Here is a 24,249-nt window from a genome sequence, read left to right on the forward strand (position 1 = left end):
CCGGGTAGATGCAGGACGTTTCCCAGGTCCTGCCCATGATGCCCTCAAGCCCCATGCCGTTGTGTGTCGCGCCGATGATGGACTGGACGGACCGGAACTGCCGGTACTTCCACCGCCAGATCAGCCAGCACACGCTCCTGTACACGGAGATGTTGACCACGGGCGCCGTGCTCCACGGCGACCGCGAGCGGCTGCTGGGCTACGAGGCGGCCGAGCACCCGGTGGCCATCCAGCTGGGGGGCTCGGAGCCAGAGGCGTTGGCGGAGGCGGCGCGCATCGCCGAGTCGTGGGGCTACGACGAGGTGAACCTGAACGTGGGCTGCCCCAGCGACAGGGTGCAGTCAGGCCGCTTCGGCGCGTGTCTGATGGCGGAGCCGGAGCTGGTGGCGCGGCTGGTGGGCGCGATGCGCTCGGCGGTGAGCATCCCGGTGACGGTGAAGTCGCGCATCGCCATCGACGAGCTGGAGGAGTGGCCCACGCTGGAGCGCTTCGTGCGGCTGATTGCGGCGGAAGGGTGCACGCGCTTCATCGTGCATGCGCGCAAGGCGTGGCTCCAGGGACTGAGCCCCAAGGAGAACCGCGACGTGCCGCCGCTGCGCTACGACCTGGTGCACCGGCTCAAGCAGGAGCTGCCGCACCTGGACATCAGCATCAACGGCGGCATCAAGACGCTGGACGCGGCGGCCGAGCACCTGAAGCACGTGGACGGGGTGATGATTGGCCGCGCCGTCTACGAGAACCCGTACCTCCTGGCGGAGGCGGACCGCCGCTTCTTCGGCGCGACCCAGGCGCCGCGCGAGCGCCACGAGGTGGTGGAGGCGATGCTCCCGTACATCGAGCGCCGCCGGCAGCAGGGCGCGCCGCTGAGCGCGGTGACGCGGCACATGCTGGGCCTGTTCCAGGGCCTGCCGGGCGCGCGCGCGTGGCGACGGCACCTGAGCGAGAACGCGCACAAGGCCGGCGCTGGGCCCGAGGTGGTGGTGGCCGCGCTCGCCAAGGTGCGCCGCGAGCCCGACGCGGTCGTCGCGGCCTGAGCGGCGCGGACCCGAAAGGGCGCGGTGCGCTGCGTGCCTGCCGTCGCCGTATCGTCCCTTAAAGGCGCATGCACGGAGGGACTTCTGGCGGAGGCTCGCCGAGGGACGTCTTGAACGCGACGCCGCCATGGCGGCTCTCGCGACGTGTCCCCCCCGCGGGGTTTGGGCTGCTCGCGCCCAGCCCTCAGCGCGGCGCCAGTCGCCCTATCTTCCCCACCTCCTGCGCGAACCACAGCGCGCCATCCGGCCCGGAGCAGATTCCATGCGGCTCCGCCTTCGCGGTGGGGATGGCGTACTCCGTGACTTCGCCCGAGGTCGTCATCCGTCCGAGGTGATTGCTTCCCCACTGGGTGAACCAGAGCGCGCCGTCGGCGCCCGTGACGATGGCGTGAGGCTTCGCGCCGGTCCGAAGCAACGGATGCTCGGTGATGCCCCCGTCGAGCCCGATGCGCCCGATGCGGTCCGCGAGGAGCTCCACGAACCACAGCGCCTCATCCGGCCCCCGCGTGATTCCCACGGGGCCCGCCTTCGGCGTGGGCAGCGCGAACCCGGAGACCTGCCCGTCCACCGTGATTCGCCCGATGCGATTGCTCGCGTTCTGCGTGAACCAGAGCGCCCCATCCGGTCCGGAGGTGATGAACGACGGGTAGCTGCCGGCCTCGAGCGCGAACTCGGTGACGGCGCCCTCCACGGTGATTCGCCCCAGCCGATGCGTCGACAGCTGCGTGAACCAGAGCGCGCCGTCGGGCCCCGCGCAGAGCCCGAACGGGCCAGCCCCCTCTGTCGGCAGCGGGAACTCACGCACCTCGCCGCGCGTCGTCACCCGGCCGATGCGGTTCGCCTTCTGCTGCGTGAACCAGAGCGCGCCGTCGGGCCCCGCGGTGATGACGGAGGGCCCCGAGTCCGGCGTCGGCAGCGCGAAGGTCGTCACCGCGCCGTCCAGTTCGATGCGTCCCACGCGGCCCGCGTGCACCTCCGTGAACCAGAGCGCGCCGTCAGGCCCGGCGCAGATTCCATAGGGCCCGGTTCCAGCCGCCGTGAGCGGGTACTCCGTGATGCGTCCAGGGGCCTGCGTCATCGGATGTCTCCCGGAGGTCGAGCGCGAGGTGGAGGCCTGGACCCTCGCCCGGACGTGATACCTCGTCCAGCGTCACCTCGCCCCGCGCGAGCGCGTGTTCCCTCCACGACAGACACGACGAAGCCCGGGCCCTCACCTCGAGGACCCGGGCTCGCGGGGGTGAAACCGTGCTGGCTCAGCCGATGACGAGCTCGCCCGACAGGGGCTTCTTGCCCTCGTCCATGAAGAGCCCGAAGTAGCTCTGCGCCAGCTTGTACTCGTTGTACGCCGGCGAGCACGCCATGTTGCGCACCGCCATCAGCGGGTCATTGGGCTTGCCGTCGTAGTCGGTGAGCAGGACGTTGATGCCCATGTGCCCGCCGTTCTGCGCCTGGATGCCGGAGCGGCGCTGCATCTCCTCGATGTCGTTGGCCGTCAGGTTGAGGGTGATCGGCTTGTCGTGCTCGCGCGCGGCCTTCGCCTTGTCGGCGTCACCGGTGAACGAGTACACGAGCAGCTCGCGCGCGTTGTCGTCCTTGGTGTCGAACTTCATCGCGAACTTCTCCGAGCCGGGGACGAGCTTGCCGTCCTTGTCGTACTTCTGCTCGAGGGTGATGTCCGGGTGGTCACCGCCGTAGGTGATGTCGGACGTCAGCGACTTCGTCCCATCCGGGTGGTGCGTGATGAGGTAGTCGCCGGTGTTGGTGGTGCCGTCGGTCTCGATGCTGAAGGGCCCCACGTCGATGCCCACCTTGCCGCCCGTCGACTCGTAGTTGATCTTGTCGAAGCGCAGCGTGTTGGACACGCCCGGGCCTTCCTTCTCCGGCATCCGGCCGTCCTTGGCGAAGGCCTCGAAGGCCTTCTGGCCCTCGGGGTTGCCCAGGTCGAACTCGGCGGTGCGCAGCTTGTACTCCTTGAGCGTGTCCTCGCGGCCCATGCTCACGGAGACGGGGCCGGCGCCCAGCGTCACCTTGCCGTTGTTCTCGATGAACTCCGTGGGGCCCGTCGTCATCGACAGCTTGTCGCCCGCGCGGCTCACCTCGATGGACATGCCCTTGCCGCTCTTGACGTCGCCGGAGATGCCCAGCTCCACCGCGTGGTAGGACAGGCCCACGTCCAGCCCGTAGCCGGTGAACTGGCTCTGCTCCATCTTGATGGACGTGCCATCCGGAATCGTCTCCGGGTTGAGCGGGTGCGGCGGCGCGATTTCACCGCGCTTGAGCTTCTCGAAGTCCGCCTCCGTCATCTTCACTTCGTACGTCATGCTCTTGCCGGCCTCGACGCTGCCCTCCACGGACGCGCCCACGCCGACCTTGGCCTTCTTGAACTCCACTGAGCCCGACGCGGACACGGACGTCTCCGCGTTGATGGACACGGTGACGAAGCCGTCCTCCTTCTTCACGTCCTTCTCGAGCGTGTCGCTGAACTCCACGGACACGGGGCCCGCCTGGCCCGGGATGGTGGTCTCGTGCGGCTGCACGTTGGCCGCGTCCGGCACGCTGCCCACGTCCGCCGGGTAGTCGGCCACCATCATCTGCTGCAGCTCGGGGGACACGTTCGCGTCCGCCAGCGCCTGGGCGCGCTCGGGCGAGCCCGCCTCGGTGCCGAACACCTTGGCCGCGGTGGTGCCGGGGAGGGAGCCCGCCTCGCTGTAGTGCGAGTTGCCCTGGAGGTACGACTTCATGTCGTCCCAGCTCTTGCCGTTGCTGGGGTCCAACACGCGCTCGCCCTGGCGCACGACGACGTGGCCCGACTGGCCCTCGGCGCCCGCGCGCGAGTCCTTCAGGAACACCAGGTCCGAGCGACCCTGCAGCTCCGGCGAGGACTTGTTGATGAAGTCCGCGGCCTTGTCCAGGCAGTTGACCTTGGCGTCCTTGCTGTCTTCCGTGAACAGCGACGTCGAGGGGGCCCCCTGGCCATCCAGCTTCAGCTTGTTCTTCGCGCCCGCGGGCTCGAAGGTGGACACGTCCTTCTTCTGCGCGGCCAGCTTCTTGGCCGCCTCCGCGGCCTTCTTCGCGGCCTCCGCGGCAGCCTGCCGAGCCGCCTCCGCCGCCCTGCGCGCCGCCTCTTCCGCGGCCCTGCGCGCGGCCTCCGCCGCCCTGCGTGCCGCCTCTGCTGCTCCACCGTCACCAACGCGTCCAGTTCCCATGGGGTGTGGGCTCCTAGCTGCCGTACGAGATTCCCAATTCTCGGGAGTCGACGCGCCGGGTTGCGGATGGCGAGGAGTTTCCGGGTGTTACCCGCGAGATTCGGCCCGGGAGTGAAGCCCTGGCGCTCATCCCGTGCGGATGTGGAGGTGCTTCAGCGCCGGGGCGGGCTGGCGCGGAAGCGCTGGAGCTTGGTGCGGTTGCCGCACACGGCCATGGAGCACCACCGGCCGGAGCGGTTCTTGGAGGTGTCGTAGAAGGCCTCCTGGCACGCGCCCGCGGCGCACACCTTCATCCGGGGCCAGTGTCTATCGCGCTGGGTGGAGACGATGGCGGCGAACAGGGCGCCCAGGGCCTTCCAGCCGCCGGTGGCCGCGGGGCGCAGCGACACGCCGTCCTGGCCGAAGCCCACGGTGAGGGGGCTGGAGGCGGCGACGCGCTCCAGCGTCTTCAAATCCGAGGCGGCCAGGGGCTCGCCGGTGTGGGAGAGGAGCACTGCGCGCAGGGCCTCGCGGGCGTCGATGGCGGCGCGGAAGGCGTCCGGGGAGAAGGTGTCCGAGGCCGCCACCAGGCCCCGTGCGCGGCACCAGGCGTCGAGCGCGGCCGGGGTGGGCACGGCGTCGACGAGCTTCTCCACGTCGAGCGTGTTGACGAACTCGAGGAGCAGGACGACGTCCGTGGGAAGTCCGGGGCTGCGCGCATCGGCCATGCGGTGGGCCTATCGTGTCCTGGGCGTGGGCACCAGGGCCCCCAGGCCGCGGGTGAGCGCCTCGACGAGGGCCCGGGCCGCGTCGCGCCGGGGGTCCAGGCTCGGGTCGTAGATGGTGACGTCCAGCCCCACGGCCAGTCCCGAGTCGACGAGCCGGGCGACCAGTTCCCCGAGCTCGGCCACGCGCAGGCCGTCGGGCTGGCGCGAGTCGACGGCGGGCATCACCGCGTCGTCCATGACGTCGGCGTCCAGGTGCATCCAGAAGCCGCGCACGCCGCGCTCCTTGAAGCGGGTGAGGGCGCGCTTCGCTCCGGCGGCGATTCCCTGCGCGCGCAGGACGTCCAGGTCCAGCCAGGCCATGCCCGTGTCGCGCGCGTCCTCCGCGCCGACCTTCTCACCCTGGCGCTCCGGGTCCCTGACGCCGAGCACGGCCACGTCCTCGTCGAGGACGAGGGGACCTCGGCCCTCCAGGTTCGACAGCAGGGCGGGGCCCCGGCCGGTGGAGAGCCAGAGGTCCATGCCCGCGGCGCCGCCGAGCTCGGAGGCCTCCGGCGGCCAGAAGTCGGTGTGTCCATCCATGAAGGCGAGCCCCGAGTGCGCGCCGGTGCGCTTCAGTCCCAGCAGGCACCCGAGCAGGATGCTGCAGTCTCCGCCCAGGACGAGCGGGAAGCGCCCGGCGCGCACGATGGCCTCGACGGCGTCCGCGAGTTGGAGGCTCAGCTCGGCGATGCCATGGGGGTTGAGGATGTGCGTCCGGGCGTCGCGCTGCTCCACATAGGGCCGGGGCGTCACGGTGTGCTCCACCTTCGCCTGGAGCTTGAGTCCCAGGCCCGCCTCCATCAGGGCCTCGGGAAGCAGGTCCACACGGGGAATCCGCCCGTCCGGACGGCTCAGACCCAGACCGGAGGGCACGGCGACGAGGGCGATGGGCGATGACATGGGCGCTCCCTGTTGATGGCCGGAAACCATCAAATTGATTTTAATGGTTTCAGTGAAGCTAGGGCGGAGGTGGCGCAGTTGCAACCGCCAAATTGCGATAGGGGGTTTCAGCTCGGATGCATGTTTATTCCCCGAATTCGTCGGCTTCTGCGCAAAGATCGTCCAGCCTCGGTGGAATCGAGACGCTCGACGGGGGCGCTCGGGAGTGAGACTGAAACATTGTGACGCGGGGCGTTGAGTTTGCTCGCTTCTCTCGGAGAGGACCGTAACAATCCTGATACATGACCCTGCAACGCTCGATTCTCTCCTGGATGTTTGTCTCCCTCGTTGCTGTTGCCGCACTCTCTGCTTGTGATTCTGATGACAAGCCGTCGGCGCCCGAAGTGGGCGACGACGCGGGGACCCCGCCGGATGCCGGCACCGTGCCCGATTCGGGCTCGGAACCCGACGCGGGCCTCGAGCCCGACGCCGGCACGGAGCCCGATGCCGGCACGGAGCCCGACGCTGGCACGGAGCCCGACGCGGGCGTGACGCCTGACCCGTTCACCACCTGCGAGGGGGCCTGCCGTGAGACCTCGGCCACCATCCGCATGGGCGACAACTCGCGCGTCCTGACCAACGCGTACTTCGGCTACACCGAGCCGGAGAGCCCGGACGGGTCGTGGACCCTGTGGATCGAGCTGAACAACGGGACCCCGGGCGAGTGCCCCTCGCCGGATTCGTCGGTGCCGGCTCAGCTCGTCAACGTCTACGACGTGAAGGTGCCCGTGGACGCGACGCCGCAGAGCGGTACGACCACGGAGGGGGAGCCGCGAGCGACGCTGGTCGACTTCGATGGCTCGCTCAGCCTCAACTGGTTCGACCACAGCTCGAGCTTCACCTTCACGCCCGTGGCGGCTTCCCTCTGCGCCACCTGCGCCAAGACCGGCGAGTTCCCCGCGTCACACTTCGTGGCGTTCGACGTGGATGCCGTCATGGAGGACGGCGCATTCACCGGCCATGGGTACGCCACCTACTGCCCGGCGCTCACCGAGCTGGTCGAGGAGTGACCTCAGGCCGGCTCACGGCGGCGTGAGTCGGTCCCGCCCGGGCACCCGAACTGGGTGCTTGGGCCGTTGTTCCCGTCCTCAGTGGGGCCTGGGCGGAATGGTGTCGAACCGGGGCGTCCCTTCCTCCAGTTCGTAGTAGTCGCCCTTGTTGGCCAGGTGGACGTGGAGCGCCACGCGCGTCCGCGTGGGCGTGTCGAACGCGCCCATGGCGATTCCAATCCAGTCGCGCTGGAGCGGGTCCCAGAACAGCGACGCGCCGCAGACCGAGCAGAACCCGCGCCGCGCCTTCTCCGAGGACTGGAACCAGCGGACCTGGTCCTGTCCCTCGAGGGTGACGGCCGAGCGGGGCACGTCCGTCGACACGAAGTAGTGCCCCGAGTGCTTGCGGCACTTCGTGCAATGACAGGCGTCGGGGGCGGGCAGCTCGCCCTCCACGGTGAAGCGGACCGCGCCGCACAAGCAGGAACCCCGATGCATGGATGACCTCGTCCGAAGGGTGGGGGCGGGGAGCCTGCGGCTTCAGCCGCGGACAGACAAGTGCAACCTTCCGGACGGCGCGCCAGCACGTCAAGACCATCGAGGGGCGGCGCGAGGGCGTGGGTCATGGTTGAAAAGTCCCTCTTGGCGCAGCCCGATGCGCGGCAGGGAACGCATGGCGCCCGCGCCGACTGGTGTTCGCCGCCCCGCGGACAAGACGCTCCTCGGACACCCCCGCCGTGAGGTCCCCACATGAGCAAGCTTTCGCTGGTCGTCGTCACGATGACGCTGGGCCTGAGTGCCTGCAGGGAGGATCCGGAGCCTCCCACTCCGCGTCCCCCCGAGGACCTGACGCAGGAGCACATGGAGACCCTGCGCTCCAACCCCATCGCGCTCTCCGCCTTCCTGCGCGACATGCCCAAGGGCGGCGACCTCCACAGCCACACCTCCGGCGCCATCACCATGGAGAAGCTCATCCAATGGGGCTCCGAGGACGGCGCCTGCGTCAACCCCACCACCTACGTGGCGAGCAACCCCTGTGAGCAGGGCGCGACGCCCCTGTCCAACACGGCGTCGGACCGGGCCCTCTATGACGCGGTGATGGGCGCCTGGTCGATGGAGGGCTTCACCGGTCCGCTGCTGGAGGCGCACCAGCACTTCTTCGATGCCTTCGCCAAGTACGGCGCGGTGCAGACGGAGGCCCGGGGGGACGACATCTACGCGGACATCCTCTCCCGCGCGGGCCAGCACAACCAGGTCTACGTGGAGCTGATGCAGGGCTTCGGCGCGAGCACGGGGGGACGGCTCGCCGCGCCGCTGTTCTCGCCCACGGACCCCTGGGACGCGCCGACGCTGTTGGCCAAGCGCGAGCAGCTCATCGCCCTGCCGGACTTCCAGACGGCGCTGACCCGTCAGGCGGAGAGCATTGCCAGCTTCCTGGTGGGGAGCCGGCAGGTGATGGCCTGTGGCACGCCCCAGGCGGACCCGGGCTGCGACGTGGAGGTGCGGCTGCTGGTGTCGGCCAACCGCACGGCGGAGCGGGCCAACGTCTTCGGCCAGTGGGTGTATGCCTTCGAGCTGGCCCAGCGCGTGCCCCAGATTGTCGGCGTCAACCTGGTGTCACCCGAGGAGCACCCGAACTCGCTCGCGTACTACAACGACGAGATGTTCGCGCTGGGCACGCTGGATGACCACAACGACACCACGCCCGGCCGCAAGACGGTGCACGTCTCCCTGCACGCGGGCGAGCTGATCCCCGAGGTGCTCAAGCCCGAGGACCAGGGGCACCTGCGCTTCCACATCCGCAACGCCGTGAAGCTGGCGCACGCGGAGCGCATCGGCCACGGGGTGGACGTGTTGGGCGAAACGGACGGGGAGGGCGTCGACGCGCTCCTGCGCGACATGCGCGAGGCAGGCGTGCTGGTGGAGATCTGCCTGTCCTCGAACAACGTCCTGCTGGGCGTCAAGGGCACGGACCATCCGCTCTCCGCGTACCTGGTGGAGAAGGTGCCGGTGACGCTGGCGACGGATGACTCCGGCATCCTCCGGGGGGACATCACCCAGGAGTACGTCGCGGCGGCCACCGTCCAGGGGCTCGACTACAAGACGCTCAAGCAGCTGGCGCGCGCCAGCCTGGAGCACGCCTTCGTGGAGGGGGACAGCCTGTGGGCCCAGCGGGATGTCTTCACGGCCCGGGTGGCGGCCTGCGCCCAGGACGACGCGGGCGAGGCGGGCCCGTCCGCGTCGTGTCAGACCTTCCTGGGGGCCAACAAGCGCGCGGCGCTGCAGTGGCGCCTGGAGGCGCAGTTCACGAACTTCGAGGCGCGCTTCGCGAACTGATGCCGGAGCCGTGGTCGCGCGCGAGCAGTTGGCGCGACCACGGCTCATCTCAGGCGGGGCTCAGCAGTTCTGCTTGCAGGGAGGCGGCGGGCCGACGGGCGGCGGGCTGCCGGCGGGCGGCGTGCTGATGCTGCTGTGGCAGGTGTAGAGCTGCAGGTCATAACAGTACTGGCGGTAGTACTGGGCCGTCGGACCGGAGCCCGCCATGTACTGGGAGCAGTTCCAGAAGCTCCACTTGTACGGCGTCGCGGCCGGACAGCTCCCGTCCACCCATCCGCCGCTGCCGTAGTCGCGACACGCGCCCTGGTACGTCCCGACGCTGCACGCGTTCTGCTCCACCTGGCCCAGGTCCTCCGTCTCCGGAGCCACCTCGTCCATCGGCGTGCCACCACAGGCGATAATGCCCATGCACAGCGCTCCCAGGAACAACGGCCGCATGACTTGCTTCAACATGGATTGACCTCGTGGATTGTCAGCCCGCCGTGGCCGGGACCTCCCCGTCGGCGAGTGGAGGCCACCCTACGTTCCTCCCTGATTAACCGGGATTAAGCGCGATTAAATGTGGCGGAGGTTGGGTCAGCCCACCCGCCCGGGCGAAGGCGGCGAGAGCAGGTCCTCCCAGTAGCGCAGCTGGGGGTAGACCTCCTGCAACAGATAGCGCCGGCTGCGGAAGTGCCAGTAGATGAAGCTCTTGAGGTAGTGCTCCACGTGAGCCCTCAGCTCCGGGGCGCGCGAGGACGCGGACTCCAGGATGGCGTGGTAGTTCCTCACCGTCGTGGCGAGCGTCTCCCGGTACACCTCCAGGTAAGGGCGCTTCTGCGTCTGGGATTGCTTGAACAGGTAGCAGTTCTCGAAGTCGAGCTGGGACTTCGCCTCCTTGTAGAAGGAGAAGACGTCGTTGGTGAATGCGATGAAGTCCCGCGCCGCCTCCAGGGTGTCCACCCAGAACAGCGGGTCGCGCGCGAAGCTCAGCCGCGCGTCGATGAACTGGAGGGACAGGTACCAGAACTCCGAGGAGCCGTTGTGGTCGCGGATGTACCGGACGCTGTGCGTGGTGCGCTGGGCGCCGTGCCGGGCCACCAGCACCTCGAGCAGGGTTCCAAGGTGGTATTGGAAGAACAGGTTCTTGTAGAGACCCAGGAAGTCCGAGTCGCAAGAGTGACCCAGCTCCTCGAAGGAGAAGTCGACGTAGTCCATGAGCGCGGAGGGCGGGTGGGCCACCGCGCTCGCATGCTTGAGGGACAGGAAGTGCTTCTCCGGGTTGTATTCCTTGTCGGGGTCGAACCACAGCACCAGGCTCCAGACGCGACTGATGGCCCGCCCCAGCCTGGGGTCCTGGATGGGAATCGTGATGTGGCGCATGTATGTCATGGTCTGGATGAACTCCTCATCCATGTCCAGGCCACGGGCCAAGGCTTCCTGTCGGATGAAGCGGGTCTCCCGCTCGACCTCCGCCAGGTCGACCGCGGGCTCGAAGACGGGAATGCTCCTCTCGCGGGAATCACCCGGGACGGGGCCGATGAGGCGTATCAGCTTGCGCAGTTCCCCCGAGCGGAGGACGTTCTCCGCCTCTTCGCGAAAGCCCTGGTGTCTGATCTGTTCCAGTCTGGGATTGAGTTCGAGCTCGAGCATGTGCGGCCCCCACGTCCGGGTGTCAGGTGTGGATGTTCAAGCTAATGCGGTCGCGGCGGGCGGCAGCCGCGGGGCCCTTGGGTTGTGATTGGCCGCGTGGGCATGTTCAGTCCGCATCAGTGACATCGCCCTCGGATGCAGGAGTGCAGGGGGGCCCTTCGTCCTGCGGGCTCGACTGCGGGCCCGAGGCGAAAGGCCGCGGCGGGAGCGTGTTTCAGGGCACGTCGAGTGCCTGGACTGCCGAGCGCAGCGCGTCCGGCAGCCAGTCCGGGTCTCCCCGGCGCAAGGCTGCGAGCCCGGCCTGGAAGTCCGCGCGCGCGCCGCCGACGTCGCCGAGCCGCACGCGGAGCAGGCCGCGCTCGTGGAGCAGCTCCGGGTCCACGTCAGCGCCCTGTTGCAGGGCGAGCGCGGCGGACAGGTCCTCCAGCGCCTCCGCGTGCATTGCCAGGCGCGCGCGCACGGCGGCACGTTGCTGGAGCAGCCAGGGGTTGTCCTGGTCCTCGGCCAGCGCGAGCGTCCAGTCCTGCTCCGCGCGGGTGTCCTGTCCGAGCGCCTCCAGGGACTCGGCGCGCTTCATGTGCAGCACCAGCGCCTTGCGATAGCCGCCATCCACCAGCGCGTCGAAGTCCGCCACGGCCTCCGCATGGCGACCCAGCCGGGCGAGGCACAGCGCGCGGTGCAGCCGGGTCGTCCGGTGTCCGGGGGCCAGCTCCAGGACGCGCTCGAACCAGGGGAGCGCCTCGGCCGGAGCGCCGCCCCAGATGCCGAGCGTCATCGCCAGCTCCATCAGGACGATGCCCAGCCTCGGGTGCGCTTCGGCGAGCGCGCGCACCTGCGCGAGCGCGGAGGTGTACCGGCCCGTGCGTCGCAGTCGGTCGACCTGTCGGAGCTGCTCCGCCACCTCGGGAGGGCAGGGCTCCCGCCCGTTCCTCGCGGTGCCTCCGGTTCTCGCCGCGTCGACGGCCGTGGAGGCCTCCGCAGGCATGCGGGAGGCGCGCCCCTCGGAGGGGGGGGGCGTCGTCGCGGGGCTCCCTGGCCCGGGCGTTCCCCTTGGCGCGTCGTCTCTGTCGTCCCGCCCCGCCATGCCGGTGCTCAGCCTCCCTGGGGGAAGGCGCGGCAGGCGGCGTCGTAGTCGCGCCACCAGGCCTCGAGCACCTTCATGTCCGTGGCGCGCGGCTCGTCCCCCGGGCCCGCCATGTCCAGGTACGCGTGCAACAGCGGCCGGAAGTAGGGGTGGGCGCAGTGGTCGATGATGTCCGTGGCCCGGCGCCGGGGCGAGCGGATGTCCATGTTGCGCGCGTAGCCGTGCTCGGTGACGACGCACTTGATGTCGTGCTCCGTGTGGTCGATGTGCCGCACGTACGGCATCACGCAGCTCACCGTCCGCCCGTCCTTGAGCTTCCGCACCGACGGCGTGTGCACGATGCTCAGGTACGCGTTGCGGAAGAAGTCCCCGGAGCCGCCCAGCCCGTTGACGATGCGCGAGCCGTCGATGTGCGTCGAGTTCACGTGCCCGTAGATGTCCACCTCGATGGGCGTGTTCATCGCGATGACGAACAGCCGCGAGATGATTTCAGGGCTGTTCGACAGCCACATCGGCCGCAGCACCAGCCGCTCCTTGCACCGCTCGAACAGCTGCTGGAACCGCTGGCGCCCCTCGGCGGAGAAGGACACCGCCGTGGCGGACGCGTACTCGAACTTCGCGTCGTCCTCCACGTAGCGCAGCATCCCGTCCTGGAACACCTCGGTCCAGAAGCGGATCTTCTGGAACGGTGACTCGTACAGCTCCCCGATGATGGCGTTGGCCACGTTGCCCACGCCGGACTGGATGGGCGGCAGCCGCTTGCCCCACCCGAACTCCTCGCGGCAGCTCAACAGGAAGTCCACCACGTTGCGCGCGATGCGCTTGTCCGTGTCGTCCGCCGCCTTGAAGGGCACCGGGTGGTCCGGCGTCCTCGACTCCACCACCGCCACCACCTTGCCCAGGTCGAACTCCACGTACGGCGTGCCGATGCGGTCTCTCACGTTCAACAGCGGCAGCGGCCAGCCCACGTGCGGATGCACCGTGGGCACGACGATGTCGTGGAAGCCCGTGTAGTCCGGCGCGGACGTGTTCACCTCGAGGATGACTTTCTTCGCCTTCGCCAGCGCCTCCGCGCTGATGCCCACCGAGGACGTCAGGATGACGCTGCCGTTGGGGCGGATGCGCGACACCTCCACCACCGCCACGTCGATGTCGCCGTAGAACCCGTACATCAGGTTGCGCGCGAAGGCGGACAGGTGCACGTCCGTGAAGTCCATCTCCCCGGCGTGGATGCGCCGACGCGACGCGGACGAGGACATGTACGGCCCGCGCTTGCGGATGAAGGGCGCCATGGGGCCCTCCACGTCCTCGGACAGCGACGCCCCGGACAACAGCGTGAGCCGCGTCTGGGGCGCGGTGCGCGACAGGTGGAAGGCCAGCGCGGGGAAGAACGTCTTGGGCTCGCCCGACTTGGTGAAGCCGCTGATGGCCACCGTGTTCCCGTCGGTGACGTGCTTCACGGCCTCCTCGACGGGGACGACCCGGGCCAGGAGGTCGGCGTTCTGGATGCGGTCCTTCAGCGTGCTCGGAGCGGTCATGTTCAAGTCGGGAACCCCCGCGGAAGGCGGCGGGTCCGCGGTCGAAGATGTCACACCCGGGACGTCCTGCCATCCCTAGCGGAAGCCCGGCGGACGCCGCGTCCCGGTGTCCCCGGGCGCCTCCTCGGCCTTGAGCCTGGCGCCGGGTGAGAGCTCGAAGACGAGCCCGAACTGCCACTGGCTCAGCCGCTCCAGGAAGAGGATGTTGTACGAGTCCTGGCCGTACACGTAGCGGGTGAAGACGCCGAAGCCCGCGCCCCAGTAGGGCAGCGCGGCGAGCGCGCCGCTCACCGTCGCGCGCCGGTGGGGCGTCTCGCCGAAGGGCGCGGACACCGTCCCCTCGAGCCGGAAGCGGTGCTGGTGCCAGATGCGCTCGCCCAGCGCGCTCACGCCCCAGTTTCCCTTGCCGTAGACGCGCCTCTGGTCCTCGGTGATGCCGCCCGAGCCGATGGCCGTGTTCAGCTCCAGGAACGAGCCGCCGCCCACCAGCCACGCGCTGTCCAGGTCCGGGTCCACGCCGAACGCCACGCGCGCGTGCAGCTCCCCGCGCACGAAGTTGGTGGAGAAGCTGCCGGTCAGCTCGTTGAGCGGCAGCTCCCCCTGGGCCGGCGCGCAGTCGGGGTCCGTGCCCTCCTGGTTCGCGAAGAAGCAGCCGTCCTGGCCATTGGAGTAGTGGCCCACCGTGAGGTTCGCCGCGAGCGCGAGCCCCCGCATCGGACGGTCCTCCGCCAGCGAGCCCGGCAGCACGCGCAGGTGCGCCACCTGGAGCGTGATTTTCGGGACGTACGACGGCGGGATGACGGGGCTGCTGTCCGTGTTCAGCATCCGCAGCCGGATGTACGGCGTGAGCACCGCGGTGAGGAACCACTCGCCGTGCTCGCTCCGGAATCGGCCCGTGTGCAGCTGGGGCAGGAAGAGGTTCGGGGCAAGCTGCGCCTCGAACAGGAGCGGCGCCGGGGAGTCGGGATCTCCCTGCCGGCGGATGCGGTTGGGCGAGCCGAAGATGTAGCTGCGGTCCAGGAAGAGCGGGGCGGGGGTGTTGTACTCCACCTTCCAGTCCGCCCGGGCCCCGCCCGCCGCGAAGAGGAGCGCCAGCGCGAGGCCCCGCGAGGCACGGCCCCTGGGCTGGGCGAGGACGGTTCGCATCCGGCGGGTGTCTCCTGGCGACGAAGGCCCTCGAGGACGGAGGCCTGCACGCCTCCTCTATCCGGCCCGGGGCCCCGTCCTCATCCGACCCGCCAGGTGTTTGTCGCGAGAAGGGAACAGGTGGACGGGTGGACGTGTTGGGCGCCGCGATTCCGTGCTTTGGTGCACAACCCACCCCATCCTCGGGAGACCTACACTTTCATGCGCAACCTCCTCATCGTCAGCGCGGGCGTGGCCGCGCTCGCCTCCACCGGATGCGCGACCTCCAAGGACGCCCGTCCCGAGGACGCCGCCACCTCCACCGCGGCCCCTGCCGCCCCTGCCCCCGAGGCCCCCGTGGCTCCCGCCAACCCCCTGCTGGCGAAGTGGAGCGGCCCCCATGGCGGCGTGCCCCCGTTCGACCAGGTGAAGGTGGAGCTGTTCAAGCCCGCCATCGAGGCGGCCATGGACACCTTCCGCAAGGAGCTGGCGACCATCGCGTCGAACCCGGAGGCCCCCACCTTCGAGAACACGCTGGCCGCGCTGGAGGACGCCGGCCGCGGCTTGAGCAACGTGGAGACGCTCTACGGCATCTGGGGCTCGTCCTTGAGCAGCCCCGAGTACCAGGCCGTGGAGCGCGAGCTCGCGCCGAAGTTCGCCGCGTTCGAGGATGAGATCTTCCAGAACGAGGCCCTCTTCCGCCGCATCGAGGCCGTCTACAACTCGCCCGACAAGGCGAAGCTGACGCCCGAGCAGCAGCGGCTCGCGTGGCTGCACCACACGCGCTTCGTGCGCTCCGGCGCCAAGCTGGACGGCGCCGCCAAGCAGCGCCTGGGCGCCATCAACCAGCGCCTGGCCTCGCTCTACACGGCCTTCAGCCAGCACGTGCTCGGCGACGAGGAGGCCTACACCGTCGTCCTGGAGTCCGAGGCGGACCTGGCGGGCCTGCCCGACTCCGTGCGCGCGGGCGCCGCCGCCGCGGCCGAGGCCCGGGGCCAGAAGGGCAAGTGGGTCATCACCAACACGCGCTCCTCCATGGAGCCGTTCCTCACGTACTCGTCCCGCCGGGATTTGCGCGAGAAGGTCTGGCGTAACTACGTCAACCGCGGCGACAACGGCGACGAGCGCGACAACAACGCCATCATCTCGGAGGTGCTCAAGCTGCGCGCCGAGCGCGCGAAGCTGCTCGGCTACGCCACGCACGCGCACTGGCGGCTGGAGAACGCCATGGCCCGCACGCCCGAGCGCGCGATGGAGCTGATGGAGGCGGTGTGGAAGCCCGCCGTGGCCCGCGTCCGCGAGGAGGTCGCGGACATGCAGAAGGTGGCCGACAAGGAGCGCGCGAAGCTCAAGATCGAACCGTGGGACTACCGCTACTACGCGGAGAAGGTCCGCAAGGCGAAGTACGACCTGGACCAGAACGAGGTGAAGCCCTACCTCCAGCTGGAGAAGCTGCGCGAGGGCATGTTCTGGGTGGCCGGCGAGCTGTTCGGCTTCAGCTTCGAGCAGGTGACGGACGTGCCCGTCTTCCACGCCGACGTGCGGGTGTGGGAGGTGAAGGACAAGACGAGCGGCAAGCACGTGGGCCTGTGGTACTTCGACCCGTACGCGCGCAAGGGCAAGCGCTCGGGCGCGTGGATGAACGCGTACCGCGGCCAGGAGCGCTTCCGGGGTGAGGTGACGACCATCGTCTCCAACAACTCCAACTTCGTGAAGGCGGCGCCCGGCGAGGCGGTGCTCATCTCGTGGGAGGACGCGAGCACGCTGTTCCACGAGTTCGGCCACGCGCTGCACGGCCTGAGCTCGTCGGTGACGTACCCGTCGCTGTCCGGCACCGCCGTGGCGCGGGACTACGTGGAGTTCCCGTCGCAGCTCTTGGAGCACTGGCTGTCCACGCCCGAGGTGCTCAACACCTTCGCGCTGCACTACCAGACGGGCAAGCCCATCCCCCCGGCGCTGGTGGCGCGCATCGAGAAGGCGGCGACCTTCAACCAGGGCTTCGGCACGGTGGAGTACCTGTCCTCCGCGCTCATCGACATGAAGCTGCACCTGGCCGGCGACGCGAGCATCGACCCGGACGCGTTCGAGCGCGACACGCTCAAGGCGCTGGGCATGCCGAAGGAGATCGTGATGCGCCACCGCACGCCGCAGTTCGGCCACGTGTTCGCGGGCGACGGCTACTCTGCGGGCTACTACAGCTACCTGTGGTCCGACACGCTGACGGCGGACGCGTACGAGACCTTCACCGAGGGCAAGGGCGCCTACGACAAGGCCGTGGCGGAGAAGCTGCGCAAGAGCGTGTTCTCGGTGGGCAACACGGTGGACCCGGCCGAGGGCTACCGCGCCTTCCGCGGCCGCGACGCCGGCATCAACGCGCTGATGCGCAAGCGGGGCTTCCCGGTGCCCGCGCAGGCGAAGCAGTCCAAGTCCACGCCGTAGGCGGCGGGTGACGTCCGGGTGCGCGGGGGATGACGCCTCGCGCACCTGGGGGCTCACGGGTCCAGGAAGGCGCGCTTCACCTCGAGCAGCAGCTCATCCTTCTTGCCCGCGGGCTGCAGGGGGCGGTGGCCCTGGTTGATGGTCCAGATGATGGTGCCGCCCAGTCCCTCGTCGCGCGCCCACTGGCCCTTCACCGCGACCGACTGCCCGTCCTCGTACGAGACGTAGTTGCAGTGGCCCGCGCCGGTGACGTCGGAGGCGGACAGGTAGGGCGAGGCCGCGCGCTCGTCCCAGTGTCGCTTCATCAGCGGGTCCTGGAGGTACTTGTCCACGATGTTGGCGTAGCTCATGGCGTTGTCGCTCTGGCCCTCGTTGACGTCGGGCCGGCCGTCCAGGGGGATGCGCGGCTGGGTCACGCCCTGCCAGCACGTGCCGAAGAAGCCGATGCCCACGCCCAGCCGTCCGCGCGGCACGCCCGCCCGGATGTAGCCCGCCACGGAGTTGGCGACGGAGCTGGGGCGGTTCTGCGCCTCGTCCCAGAGGGGGCTGGAGTGCCAGCTCTCCCAGCCGCCCCAGTGGCCGCTCATCTTGTAGGACATGATGTTGAGCTGGTCGACGCGCGAGCCCAGCTCCTTCATGAACTTCGCCTCGTGCTCCGGCATCCCGAAGTTGGAGTTGAGCCAGTTCACCGGCACCGTGAGGATGATGTCCGGACGGGCCGCGCGCAGCTCGTCGATGAGCGCCAGGAGCAGCTCCCCGTCGTTGCCCGCGGGCGGCAGGTTGATGGGCTCCCAGTCCAGGTCCAGCCCCATGTAGCCCAGCTCATCCATCGTCTTGAGCAGCTCGCGCACGAAGACGATGCGGCTCTCACCCGTGGACGCGAGCACGAAGCCGTCGTGCTCGCCGAAGCCGCCAATCATGAGCAGCGGTATCTTCCCCGCGGCCTTCGCCCGGGCGGACAGCGTCCGGGCGATGGCGGGGCCCTCCAGGTCGGAGACGTCGAAGTCCGTGAACAGCGTCCCGTCGAAGCGGGGGCGCACGCGGCCCACCATGATGTGCGTCATCCCCGAGAAGTCCACCACGTCGGGCGGGTAGGCGCGGTGCTGGTAGCCCACGTAGTAGCCGGACACCCAGCTCGCCGGCGCGCCGCCGGGCTTGGGCGTCACCGGACCGACCTGCGCACCCGGACCCTCGCCCACGTCGTTGACGGCCCTCACCGTGACGGTGTGCGGCTTGCCGTTGGGCAGCCCCGGGACGTTCGCGCTCCCGGCCTTGACGTCCACCGTCACCGAGTGCCCCCCGGGCTCGGCGGTGACGAGGTAGTGCTTGAGCGCGCGTCCGCCGAAGCTCGCCGGCGCCAGCCAGCTGACGAACACCGCGCCGTTGCCCGGCGTCGCCCTCACCGAGCGCGGCTGACCCGGCGTCGTGGGGTTGGGGATGGACATGCCCGGCTGGGGCACCACCGGCACCGACGGCAAGGAGGCGTCGCCCTCGCCCCGCGCGTTCACCCCGGAGACCTTGAACAGGTACTTGAAGCCGTTGTTGAGCCCCAGCACCGTGGCCTGGCGCTCGCTCGCGCTGACGATGGCGCCGCCGCAGGCCGGGTCGCACCGCACCACGTAGTACAGCAGGGGGTGGCCGCCATCGCTCGTCGGCGGCGTCCACGTCACCAGCGCCTGGGCGTCCGCCGCCTGCGCCTCCACGTCCGAGGGCGCCCCGGGCAGCCCCGGCCCCTCCTCACCCTTTCCGCATCCCCCGAGCAGCACCCCCGCTACGAGAAGGCACCACCACTGCGTCACGAGTCGAGTCTTCACCTGCGCACCTCTTCGAACTGGCACAGATAATACGGGGAAGTCCGACATCCCTGCGTTGAAATAGTGTGGCAATACTGCATCTGCTCGACGAGCGACAAGGTGGTCGCGTCTGTCTCGGGTTCTGGGAAAACGCTAGGGAGGGTGCGGGCCGTTCCCGCGTCGTTGGAGGCGGCCTTTGCTACGGTGGTCGCTTCCATCCATGAAACGACTGCTCCTGTCCATGGCCCTCGCGGCCAGTGTCCTCGTCCTGGTGCTGGTGGTGCGGACGCTGTCCTTCACCTCGCGGCAGGTGGCGCCGGCGGCGATGGAACCCCTGACGGTGGACGCGGACGCCGCGGCGGCGCGCCTGGCCGGAGCGCTGCGGCTCAAGACGGTGGCGGCGTCGGAGGGCGTGCCCGCGGAGGACGCGGCCTTCGCGGGGCTGCATGCCTACCTGGCCGAGCACTTCCCGCGCGTGCACGCGGAGCTGAAGCGCGAGCCGGTGGGGACGCACTCGCTGCTCTACACGTGGCCGGGGACGGACGCGTCGCTGTCGCCCCTGTTGCTCGTGGGGCACCTGGACGTGGTGCCGGTGGCCCCCGGGACGGAGGAGTCCTGGGCGCACCCGCCGTTCGCCGGCGTGGTGGCGGACGGGTTCGTGTGGGGGCGCGGCGCGCTGGATGACAAGAGCAGCGTGCTGGCGCAGTTGGAGGCGGTGGAGGCGCTGCTCGCCGCGGGGGAGAAGCCCCGGCGCACGGTGATGTTCGCGTTCGGCGGGGACGAGGAGGTGGGGGGCCTGAAGGGCGCTGTGGCCATCGCGGCGCTCTTGAAGGAGCGGGGCGTGCGGCTGGAGTCCGTGCTCGACGAGGGCGGCGTCATCATGTCCGGGACGGTGCCTGGGGTGAGCGCCCCGGTGGCGTTGGTGGGCACGTCCGAGAAGGGCTTCACCAGCGTGGAGCTGAAGGTGAAGGGGGAGGGAGGGCACTCGTCCATGCCGCCGCCGCGCAGCGCCGTGGGGGTGTTGGCCCGCGCGGTGGCGAAGGTGGAGGACTCGCCCATGCCCGCCCGGCTCGAGGGTGGCAGCCGCGAGCTGTTCCTGCGCGTGGGCCCGGAGATGCCCTTCGGCATGCGGCTGCTCTTCGCCAACCTGTGGCTCACCGAGCCGCTCGTGGTGCGCCAGCTCACCCAGAAGCCCACCACCAACGCCGCGGTGCGCACCACCACCGCGGTGACGCTGTTCCAGGGCGGCGTGCGCGACAACGTGCTGCCCGCCAGCGCCCGCGCGGTGGTGAACTTCCGCATCCTGCCCGGCGACAGCGTGGACGGGGTGCTCGCGCACGTGCGCTCGGTGGTGGATGACTCGCGCGTGGAGCTGGGCACGCTGGCGTTCCAGAGCGAGCCGTCCCCCGTGTCGCGCACGGACACGGAGGCCTTCGGCCACCTGGAGCGCACGCTGCGGCAGGTGTTCCCGGAGGTGGTGGTGTCCTCCTACCTCAACGTCGCCGCCACCGACTCGCGCCACTACGTGGGCTTGAGCGACAACGTCTTCCGCTTCTTCCCCGTGCACCTGCGCGCCGAGGACCTGGCGCGCGTGCATGGCAAGGACGAGCGCATCGCCGTGACGGCGCATGCCCAGGCCGTCCGCTTCTACGCGCAATACCTCCGCAACGCCGCGCGCTGAGACATGGCTGAGACAGGGGCCCTCCCCTCGATGGGGGCCTGTATCGCGACATGGACGCGGATGTGTGTCCGAGACACGAAATCAGGCGATTCAGTCCGCTCTTCCTGCACATCTGCGCAATTCCTGCATTTTCACGCGCTGTGCGGGAGTGAGAAATCGCAACCGCGTTGACACGCACCGCGCGCACTTCCAGCATCGGGGGTCATGGTGACCGTCCCCTCTGCTGGAAAGCGCCTCGCGGGTCTCGTACTCGCCTCTCTTCTCTTCTCGTTGATCGCATCCTCATGTGGAGGCGGTGGTGGTGATGGCAAGCCGGATGGCGGCGGTGGGGGCAATGACGATGCCGGCCCCACCCAGCCGTGTGACGGAGGCACGTGTCCCGTCGAGAACTGCGGCAACGGCACCCTCCAGTCCGGGGAGACGTGCGACGACCGCAACCAGGTGAGCGGCGACGGGTGCTCGGCCACGTGCACCCTCGAGGAGGGTTGGGCGTGCAACACGCCGGGCGAGCCGTGCGTGAAGGTGGTCGGGTGCGGCAACGGCAAGGTGGAGGCGGGCGAGCAGTGTGACGACCGCAACGTGTCCAGCGGCGACGGCTGCAGCGAGACGTGCACCGTGGAGCAGGGCTGGAACTGCCCGTCGGCGGGTGGCCGCTGCCACGCCGCGCAGTGCAACGACGGCTTCAAGGTGGGCGAGGAGGAGTGCGAGGACGGCAACACCAATAACGGTGATGGTTGCACCGCGGAGTGCCGCCTGGAGGAGGGCTGGAAGTGCCCGACGGTGGGCGCGGCCTGCTCGAAGACGACCTGCGGCGACAACATCGTCGAGGGCACCGAGGAGTGCGACGACGGCAACAAGGACATGGGCGATGGCTGCTCGGCGGCGTGCAAGCGCGAGCCGCGGTGCCAGAACGGCCAGTGCCAGGCGACGTGCGGCGACGGCATCATCCTGCCCAACGACACCTCCGAGGAGTGCGACGACGGCAACGCCCGCTCGGGCGACGGCTGCTCGGCCACGTGCAAGCTGGAGACGGGCTACGTGTGCCAGGTGGTCCAGACGGATCCCCCGGCCTCGCTCGACCTGTCCGCCGTCTTCCGCGACTTCCGCGGGTATGACCTGCCGGCGGATGGCGCGCTGCCGCGCGGCCACATCGACTTCGAGAACGGGAACGCCGGCGAGCGCGGCATCGTGAAGGCGCAGCTGGCCACGACGCTGGAGGGCATCCCGGGCAAGACGTTCCCGGGTGGCAAGCCGGAGTACGCCAAGACGGGGCAGTCGTCCGCCACCACCCACGGCGCGACCGCCTTCCACCAGTGGTACACGGACCACGCGAACATCAACAAGACCATCGTCGGGACGCTCAAGCTCAACCGCCAGGCGGGTGGCTCGTACGTGTTCGACAGCGACCGGTTCTTCCCGCTGACGAACCACCCGGACAGCTGGGTGGCCGCGGGCAAGGAGCCGCTGCGCGGCGACAACGGACAGCCCTCCCAGCAGCACAACTTCAGCTTCACGAGCGAGGTCCGGTACTGGTTCCAGTACAAGGGCACCGAGGTGCTGCTGTTCCGCGGTGACGACGACGTGTGGGTCTTCATCAACGGCAAGCTCGCGCTGGACCTGGGCGGCGTCCACGGTCCGGAGAACGGCACCGTCACGGTGTCGCAGCAGGCCGCGGCCCTGGGCCTGACGGTGGGTGGCATCTACGAGGTCGTGGTGTTCCAGGCCGAGCGCCACACCTCCGGCTCGTCGTACCGGCTGACGCTCAACAACTTCGAGACCCGTCGCACGGTGTGCAACGCCACGTGCGGCAACGGCGAGGTGGACGAGGGCGAGGAGTGCGACGACTTCGTCAACGCCGGTGGCTACGGCAAGTGCGCGCCCGGCTGCGTCTGGGGTCCGCGCTGCGGCGACGGCATCCCGCAGACGGCGCCTCCGGCCAACGAGGAGTGCGACGACGGCAACACCACCAGCGGCGACGGCTGCAGCGCCACGTGCAAGTCGGAGATCGGCTGAGTCGTCCGACGTGACGGGCCGCTCCGGGCGCGAGTGCCCCGGAGCGGCTCACCGCCTCGCGGAAGAAGCTCCCGCGAGGCGGCTGTCGCCGGGGGCGAGTCGTCCCCAAGGCCCTGGGGCCGGGATGACCGCGCCGCCCGGTGGGGAAGCAGGCAGGCCCGTGCTCCCAAGTGGGATGCTCACGCGAGGCCGTCTGGTATCTTCGCGCCCGACTTCATGGCGCCCTCCGTCCTCTTCCGTCTGTCGCTGCTGCTGTCGCTGGTGCTGGCCGTCCCGGCCGGGGCCGCGAGCGCGCGGAGCACACCACCTCCCGCCGACGAGGTGATGGGCGTGCTGCGGCGGGTGGAGACGGCGCGGGTGCGTGGGACGCTGCGCGTGCTCGACAGCGAGTTCGAGGAGCTGACGCGCGCCCAGCCCAGGAGCGTGATGCCGCGCGTGTACCGCGCCTGGCTCGCGTTCCCCGCGGACACCAGCTGGAACGAGCTCAAGGCCCTGTCCTCGCTGGAGCCGGAGAACCCCTGGCCGCACCTGGGCATGGGGCTCATCTACATCCGCTGGGGGCTCCTGTCGGAGGCGCGCGCGCCGCTGGCCGCCGCCCGGCGCGTGTCCCCCGACTTCGCGCCCGCCCTGTGGGGGGAGGGGCTGCTGCTCCAGGCGGAGGGCAAGCCCGCGGAGGCCGAGGCGCGGCTGCGCGAGTCGCTCTCCAGGCTGGACGCGCCCCAGGCCCGCACGGCGCTGGGGCTGCTGCTGGCCGCGAGCCCGGGGCGCGAGGCCGAGGCCCGCGCGGAGCTGACGCGCTCGGTGGAGGCGTGGCCGGCGCAGCCCGAGGCCCTGCGCAAGCTCGCCTCGCTGGCCCAGGCGGCCAAGGACGTGCGCGCCGCCGCGGCGGCGGGCGAGAAGCTGGTCGCGCTCAAGCCCGCGGACCGCGAGGCGCACCGGCTCCAGGCGGAGCTGTGGCTGTCCGCGTCGGAGAAGGACAAGGCCGCGCGCTCGCTGGAGCGCTACGTGGAGCTGGGCGGCGCGGACGTGGCGCCCCTGGCGCTGCGCGCGCACGTGTACGCGGAGATGGGGCGCGCGGCGGACGAGGAGAAGGCGCTCGCGCGGCTCATCGAGGCGGAGCTCAAGGACCCCGAGCCCCTGCTGCGGCTGTCCGAGCTGGCCGAAGCGCGCGGGGATGCGGCCGCGAGCGAGGCCTTCCTGGTGAGCGCCTCGGAGCGGGCGCCGGCGCGCTCGGACATCCACGTGCGCCGCGCGCGGCTGTGTCTCAAGCAGGAGCGCTGGCGGGAGGCCCTGGTGTCCTACCGCGCCGCGCTCGCCGCGCCGGAGCGCAAGGTGGCCGAGGCCGAGGCGGAGACGGCCGAGCTGGTGAGGCGCTTCCGGCTGCCCGCGACGCCCGCCAAGGGGGTGCCGGATAAAATCTACGCCCGCGTGTCCCTGGGCCTGGTCGCCATCTACATGGAGCGGCTCAAGGAGTCACCGGAGCTCAAGGGCAACCTGAAGCTCCAGGTGCAGGTGGACGAGACGGGCAAGGCCACGCAGGTGAAGGTCCTCTACGATAGCCTGGAGGACCCGCTCGTCGCCGGCCACGCCTACTTCGCCTTCCTGGACGCGCAGTACCCGCCCGCGAAGGACGAGCCCATCTTCCAGTACGTCTTCCGGCCGCCGAAGTAGCCGCCGGAAGACGCGGGCCTGG

18 protein-coding genes are annotated in these 24,249 nt (G+C 70.0%); 7 read left to right on the forward strand and 11 right to left on the reverse strand.

Annotation, left to right across the window (positions count from 1 at the left end):
• Nucleotides 1-35: 35 nt before the first annotated feature.
• Nucleotides 36-1,034 carry a tRNA dihydrouridine(20/20a) synthase DusA gene (gene dusA, locus AC6JA9_RS14085; RefSeq protein WP_223751318.1) on the forward strand — a complete coding sequence of 333 codons (999 nt, stop codon included), beginning with the start codon at nucleotides 36-38 and terminating at the stop codon, nucleotides 1,032-1,034.
• 184 nt (nucleotides 1,035-1,218) lie between these two features.
• On the opposite strand, the gene AC6JA9_RS14090 is transcribed toward dusA, so the two are convergent.
• From AC6JA9_RS14090 to AC6JA9_RS14105, 4 genes are all read right to left on the reverse strand, one after another.
• Nucleotides 1,219-2,112: a Vgb family protein gene (locus tag AC6JA9_RS14090; protein ID WP_223751247.1), complete on the reverse strand. Its 894-nt coding sequence runs from the start codon at nucleotides 2,110-2,112 to the stop codon at nucleotides 1,219-1,221.
• 175 nt (nucleotides 2,113-2,287) lie between these two features.
• Nucleotides 2,288-4,240 carry a hypothetical protein gene (locus AC6JA9_RS14095; protein ID WP_497959920.1) on the reverse strand — a complete coding sequence of 651 codons (1,953 nt, stop codon included), beginning with the start codon at nucleotides 4,238-4,240 and terminating at the stop codon, nucleotides 2,288-2,290.
• Nucleotides 4,241-4,392: 152 nt separating this feature from the next.
• The gene (locus AC6JA9_RS14100) at nucleotides 4,393-4,947 is read right to left on the reverse strand and encodes a CGNR zinc finger domain-containing protein (protein WP_223785078.1); all 555 of its coding nucleotides are present in this window, start codon (nucleotides 4,945-4,947) and stop codon (nucleotides 4,393-4,395) included.
• Nucleotides 4,948-4,956: 9 nt separating this feature from the next.
• On the reverse strand, nucleotides 4,957-5,886 hold the full coding sequence (locus tag AC6JA9_RS14105) for an arginase family protein (RefSeq protein WP_223751250.1): 930 nt from the start codon (nucleotides 5,884-5,886) through the stop codon (nucleotides 4,957-4,959).
• A gap of 422 nt (nucleotides 5,887-6,308) precedes the next feature.
• On the opposite strand from AC6JA9_RS14105, the gene AC6JA9_RS14110 reads away from it, so the two are divergent.
• Entirely contained in the window at nucleotides 6,309-6,935 is a 627-nt protein-coding gene (locus AC6JA9_RS14110) for a hypothetical protein (protein WP_426747036.1), read from the forward strand.
• 78 nt (nucleotides 6,936-7,013) lie between these two features.
• Here AC6JA9_RS14110 and AC6JA9_RS14115 read toward each other — a convergent pair whose 3' ends face one another.
• Nucleotides 7,014-7,412: a GFA family protein gene (locus AC6JA9_RS14115; RefSeq protein ID WP_223751252.1), complete on the reverse strand. Its 399-nt coding sequence runs from the start codon at nucleotides 7,410-7,412 to the stop codon at nucleotides 7,014-7,016.
• A 252-nt stretch (nucleotides 7,413-7,664) separates the two neighbouring features.
• Here AC6JA9_RS14115 and AC6JA9_RS14120 point away from each other — a divergent pair, with 252 nt between their 5' ends.
• Entirely contained in the window at nucleotides 7,665-9,251 is a 1,587-nt protein-coding gene (locus AC6JA9_RS14120) for an amidohydrolase family protein (RefSeq protein WP_223751253.1), read from the forward strand.
• A gap of 60 nt (nucleotides 9,252-9,311) precedes the next feature.
• Here AC6JA9_RS14120 and AC6JA9_RS14125 read toward each other — a convergent pair whose 3' ends face one another.
• From AC6JA9_RS14125 to AC6JA9_RS14145, 5 genes are all read right to left on the reverse strand, one after another.
• Nucleotides 9,312-9,704 carry a hypothetical protein gene (locus AC6JA9_RS14125; protein WP_223751254.1) on the reverse strand — a complete coding sequence of 131 codons (393 nt, stop codon included), beginning with the start codon at nucleotides 9,702-9,704 and terminating at the stop codon, nucleotides 9,312-9,314.
• 123 nt (nucleotides 9,705-9,827) lie between these two features.
• The gene (locus AC6JA9_RS14130) at nucleotides 9,828-10,883 is read right to left on the reverse strand and encodes an isoprenoid biosynthesis enzyme family protein (protein ID WP_267696965.1); all 1,056 of its coding nucleotides are present in this window, start codon (nucleotides 10,881-10,883) and stop codon (nucleotides 9,828-9,830) included.
• Nucleotides 10,884-11,097: 214 nt separating this feature from the next.
• Nucleotides 11,098-11,868, reverse strand: coding sequence for a tetratricopeptide repeat protein (locus AC6JA9_RS14135; RefSeq protein ID WP_267696964.1), 771 nt, complete (start codon nucleotides 11,866-11,868; stop codon nucleotides 11,098-11,100).
• Between the two features lie 107 nt (nucleotides 11,869-11,975).
• Nucleotides 11,976-13,505 (reverse strand): acetyl-CoA hydrolase/transferase C-terminal domain-containing protein, encoded by a 1,530-nt coding sequence (locus AC6JA9_RS14140; protein ID WP_223751257.1) that lies wholly within the window; start codon nucleotides 13,503-13,505, stop codon nucleotides 11,976-11,978.
• Nucleotides 13,506-13,580: 75 nt separating this feature from the next.
• The gene (locus AC6JA9_RS14145) at nucleotides 13,581-14,651 is read right to left on the reverse strand and encodes a hypothetical protein (RefSeq protein ID WP_223785082.1); all 1,071 of its coding nucleotides are present in this window, start codon (nucleotides 14,649-14,651) and stop codon (nucleotides 13,581-13,583) included.
• A 201-nt stretch (nucleotides 14,652-14,852) separates the two neighbouring features.
• On the opposite strand from AC6JA9_RS14145, the gene AC6JA9_RS14150 reads away from it, so the two are divergent.
• A complete protein-coding gene (locus AC6JA9_RS14150; RefSeq protein WP_223751259.1) occupies nucleotides 14,853-17,069 on the forward strand; it encodes a M3 family metallopeptidase in 2,217 nt (738 codons plus the stop codon).
• 53 nt (nucleotides 17,070-17,122) lie between these two features.
• Here AC6JA9_RS14150 and AC6JA9_RS14155 read toward each other — a convergent pair whose 3' ends face one another.
• A complete protein-coding gene (locus tag AC6JA9_RS14155; RefSeq protein WP_267696963.1) occupies nucleotides 17,123-18,883 on the reverse strand; it encodes a glycosyl hydrolase family 18 protein in 1,761 nt (586 codons plus the stop codon).
• Nucleotides 18,884-19,082: 199 nt separating this feature from the next.
• On the opposite strand from AC6JA9_RS14155, the gene AC6JA9_RS14160 reads away from it, so the two are divergent.
• The 3 genes from AC6JA9_RS14160 (at nucleotide 19,083) to AC6JA9_RS14170 (ending at nucleotide 24,227) form a co-directional block, all read left to right on the forward strand.
• On the forward strand, nucleotides 19,083-20,543 hold the full coding sequence (locus AC6JA9_RS14160) for a M20 family peptidase (RefSeq protein ID WP_223751261.1): 1,461 nt from the start codon (nucleotides 19,083-19,085) through the stop codon (nucleotides 20,541-20,543).
• Nucleotides 20,544-20,747: 204 nt separating this feature from the next.
• On the forward strand, nucleotides 20,748-22,556 hold the full coding sequence (locus AC6JA9_RS14165) for a DUF4215 domain-containing protein (protein WP_223751262.1): 1,809 nt from the start codon (nucleotides 20,748-20,750) through the stop codon (nucleotides 22,554-22,556).
• Between the two features lie 216 nt (nucleotides 22,557-22,772).
• Nucleotides 22,773-24,227, forward strand: coding sequence for a hypothetical protein (locus AC6JA9_RS14170; RefSeq protein ID WP_497959922.1), 1,455 nt, complete (start codon nucleotides 22,773-22,775; stop codon nucleotides 24,225-24,227).
• The last annotated feature ends 22 nt before the right edge of the window (nucleotides 24,228-24,249 follow it).

Source organism: Myxococcus sp. MH1, from assembly GCF_059738865.1.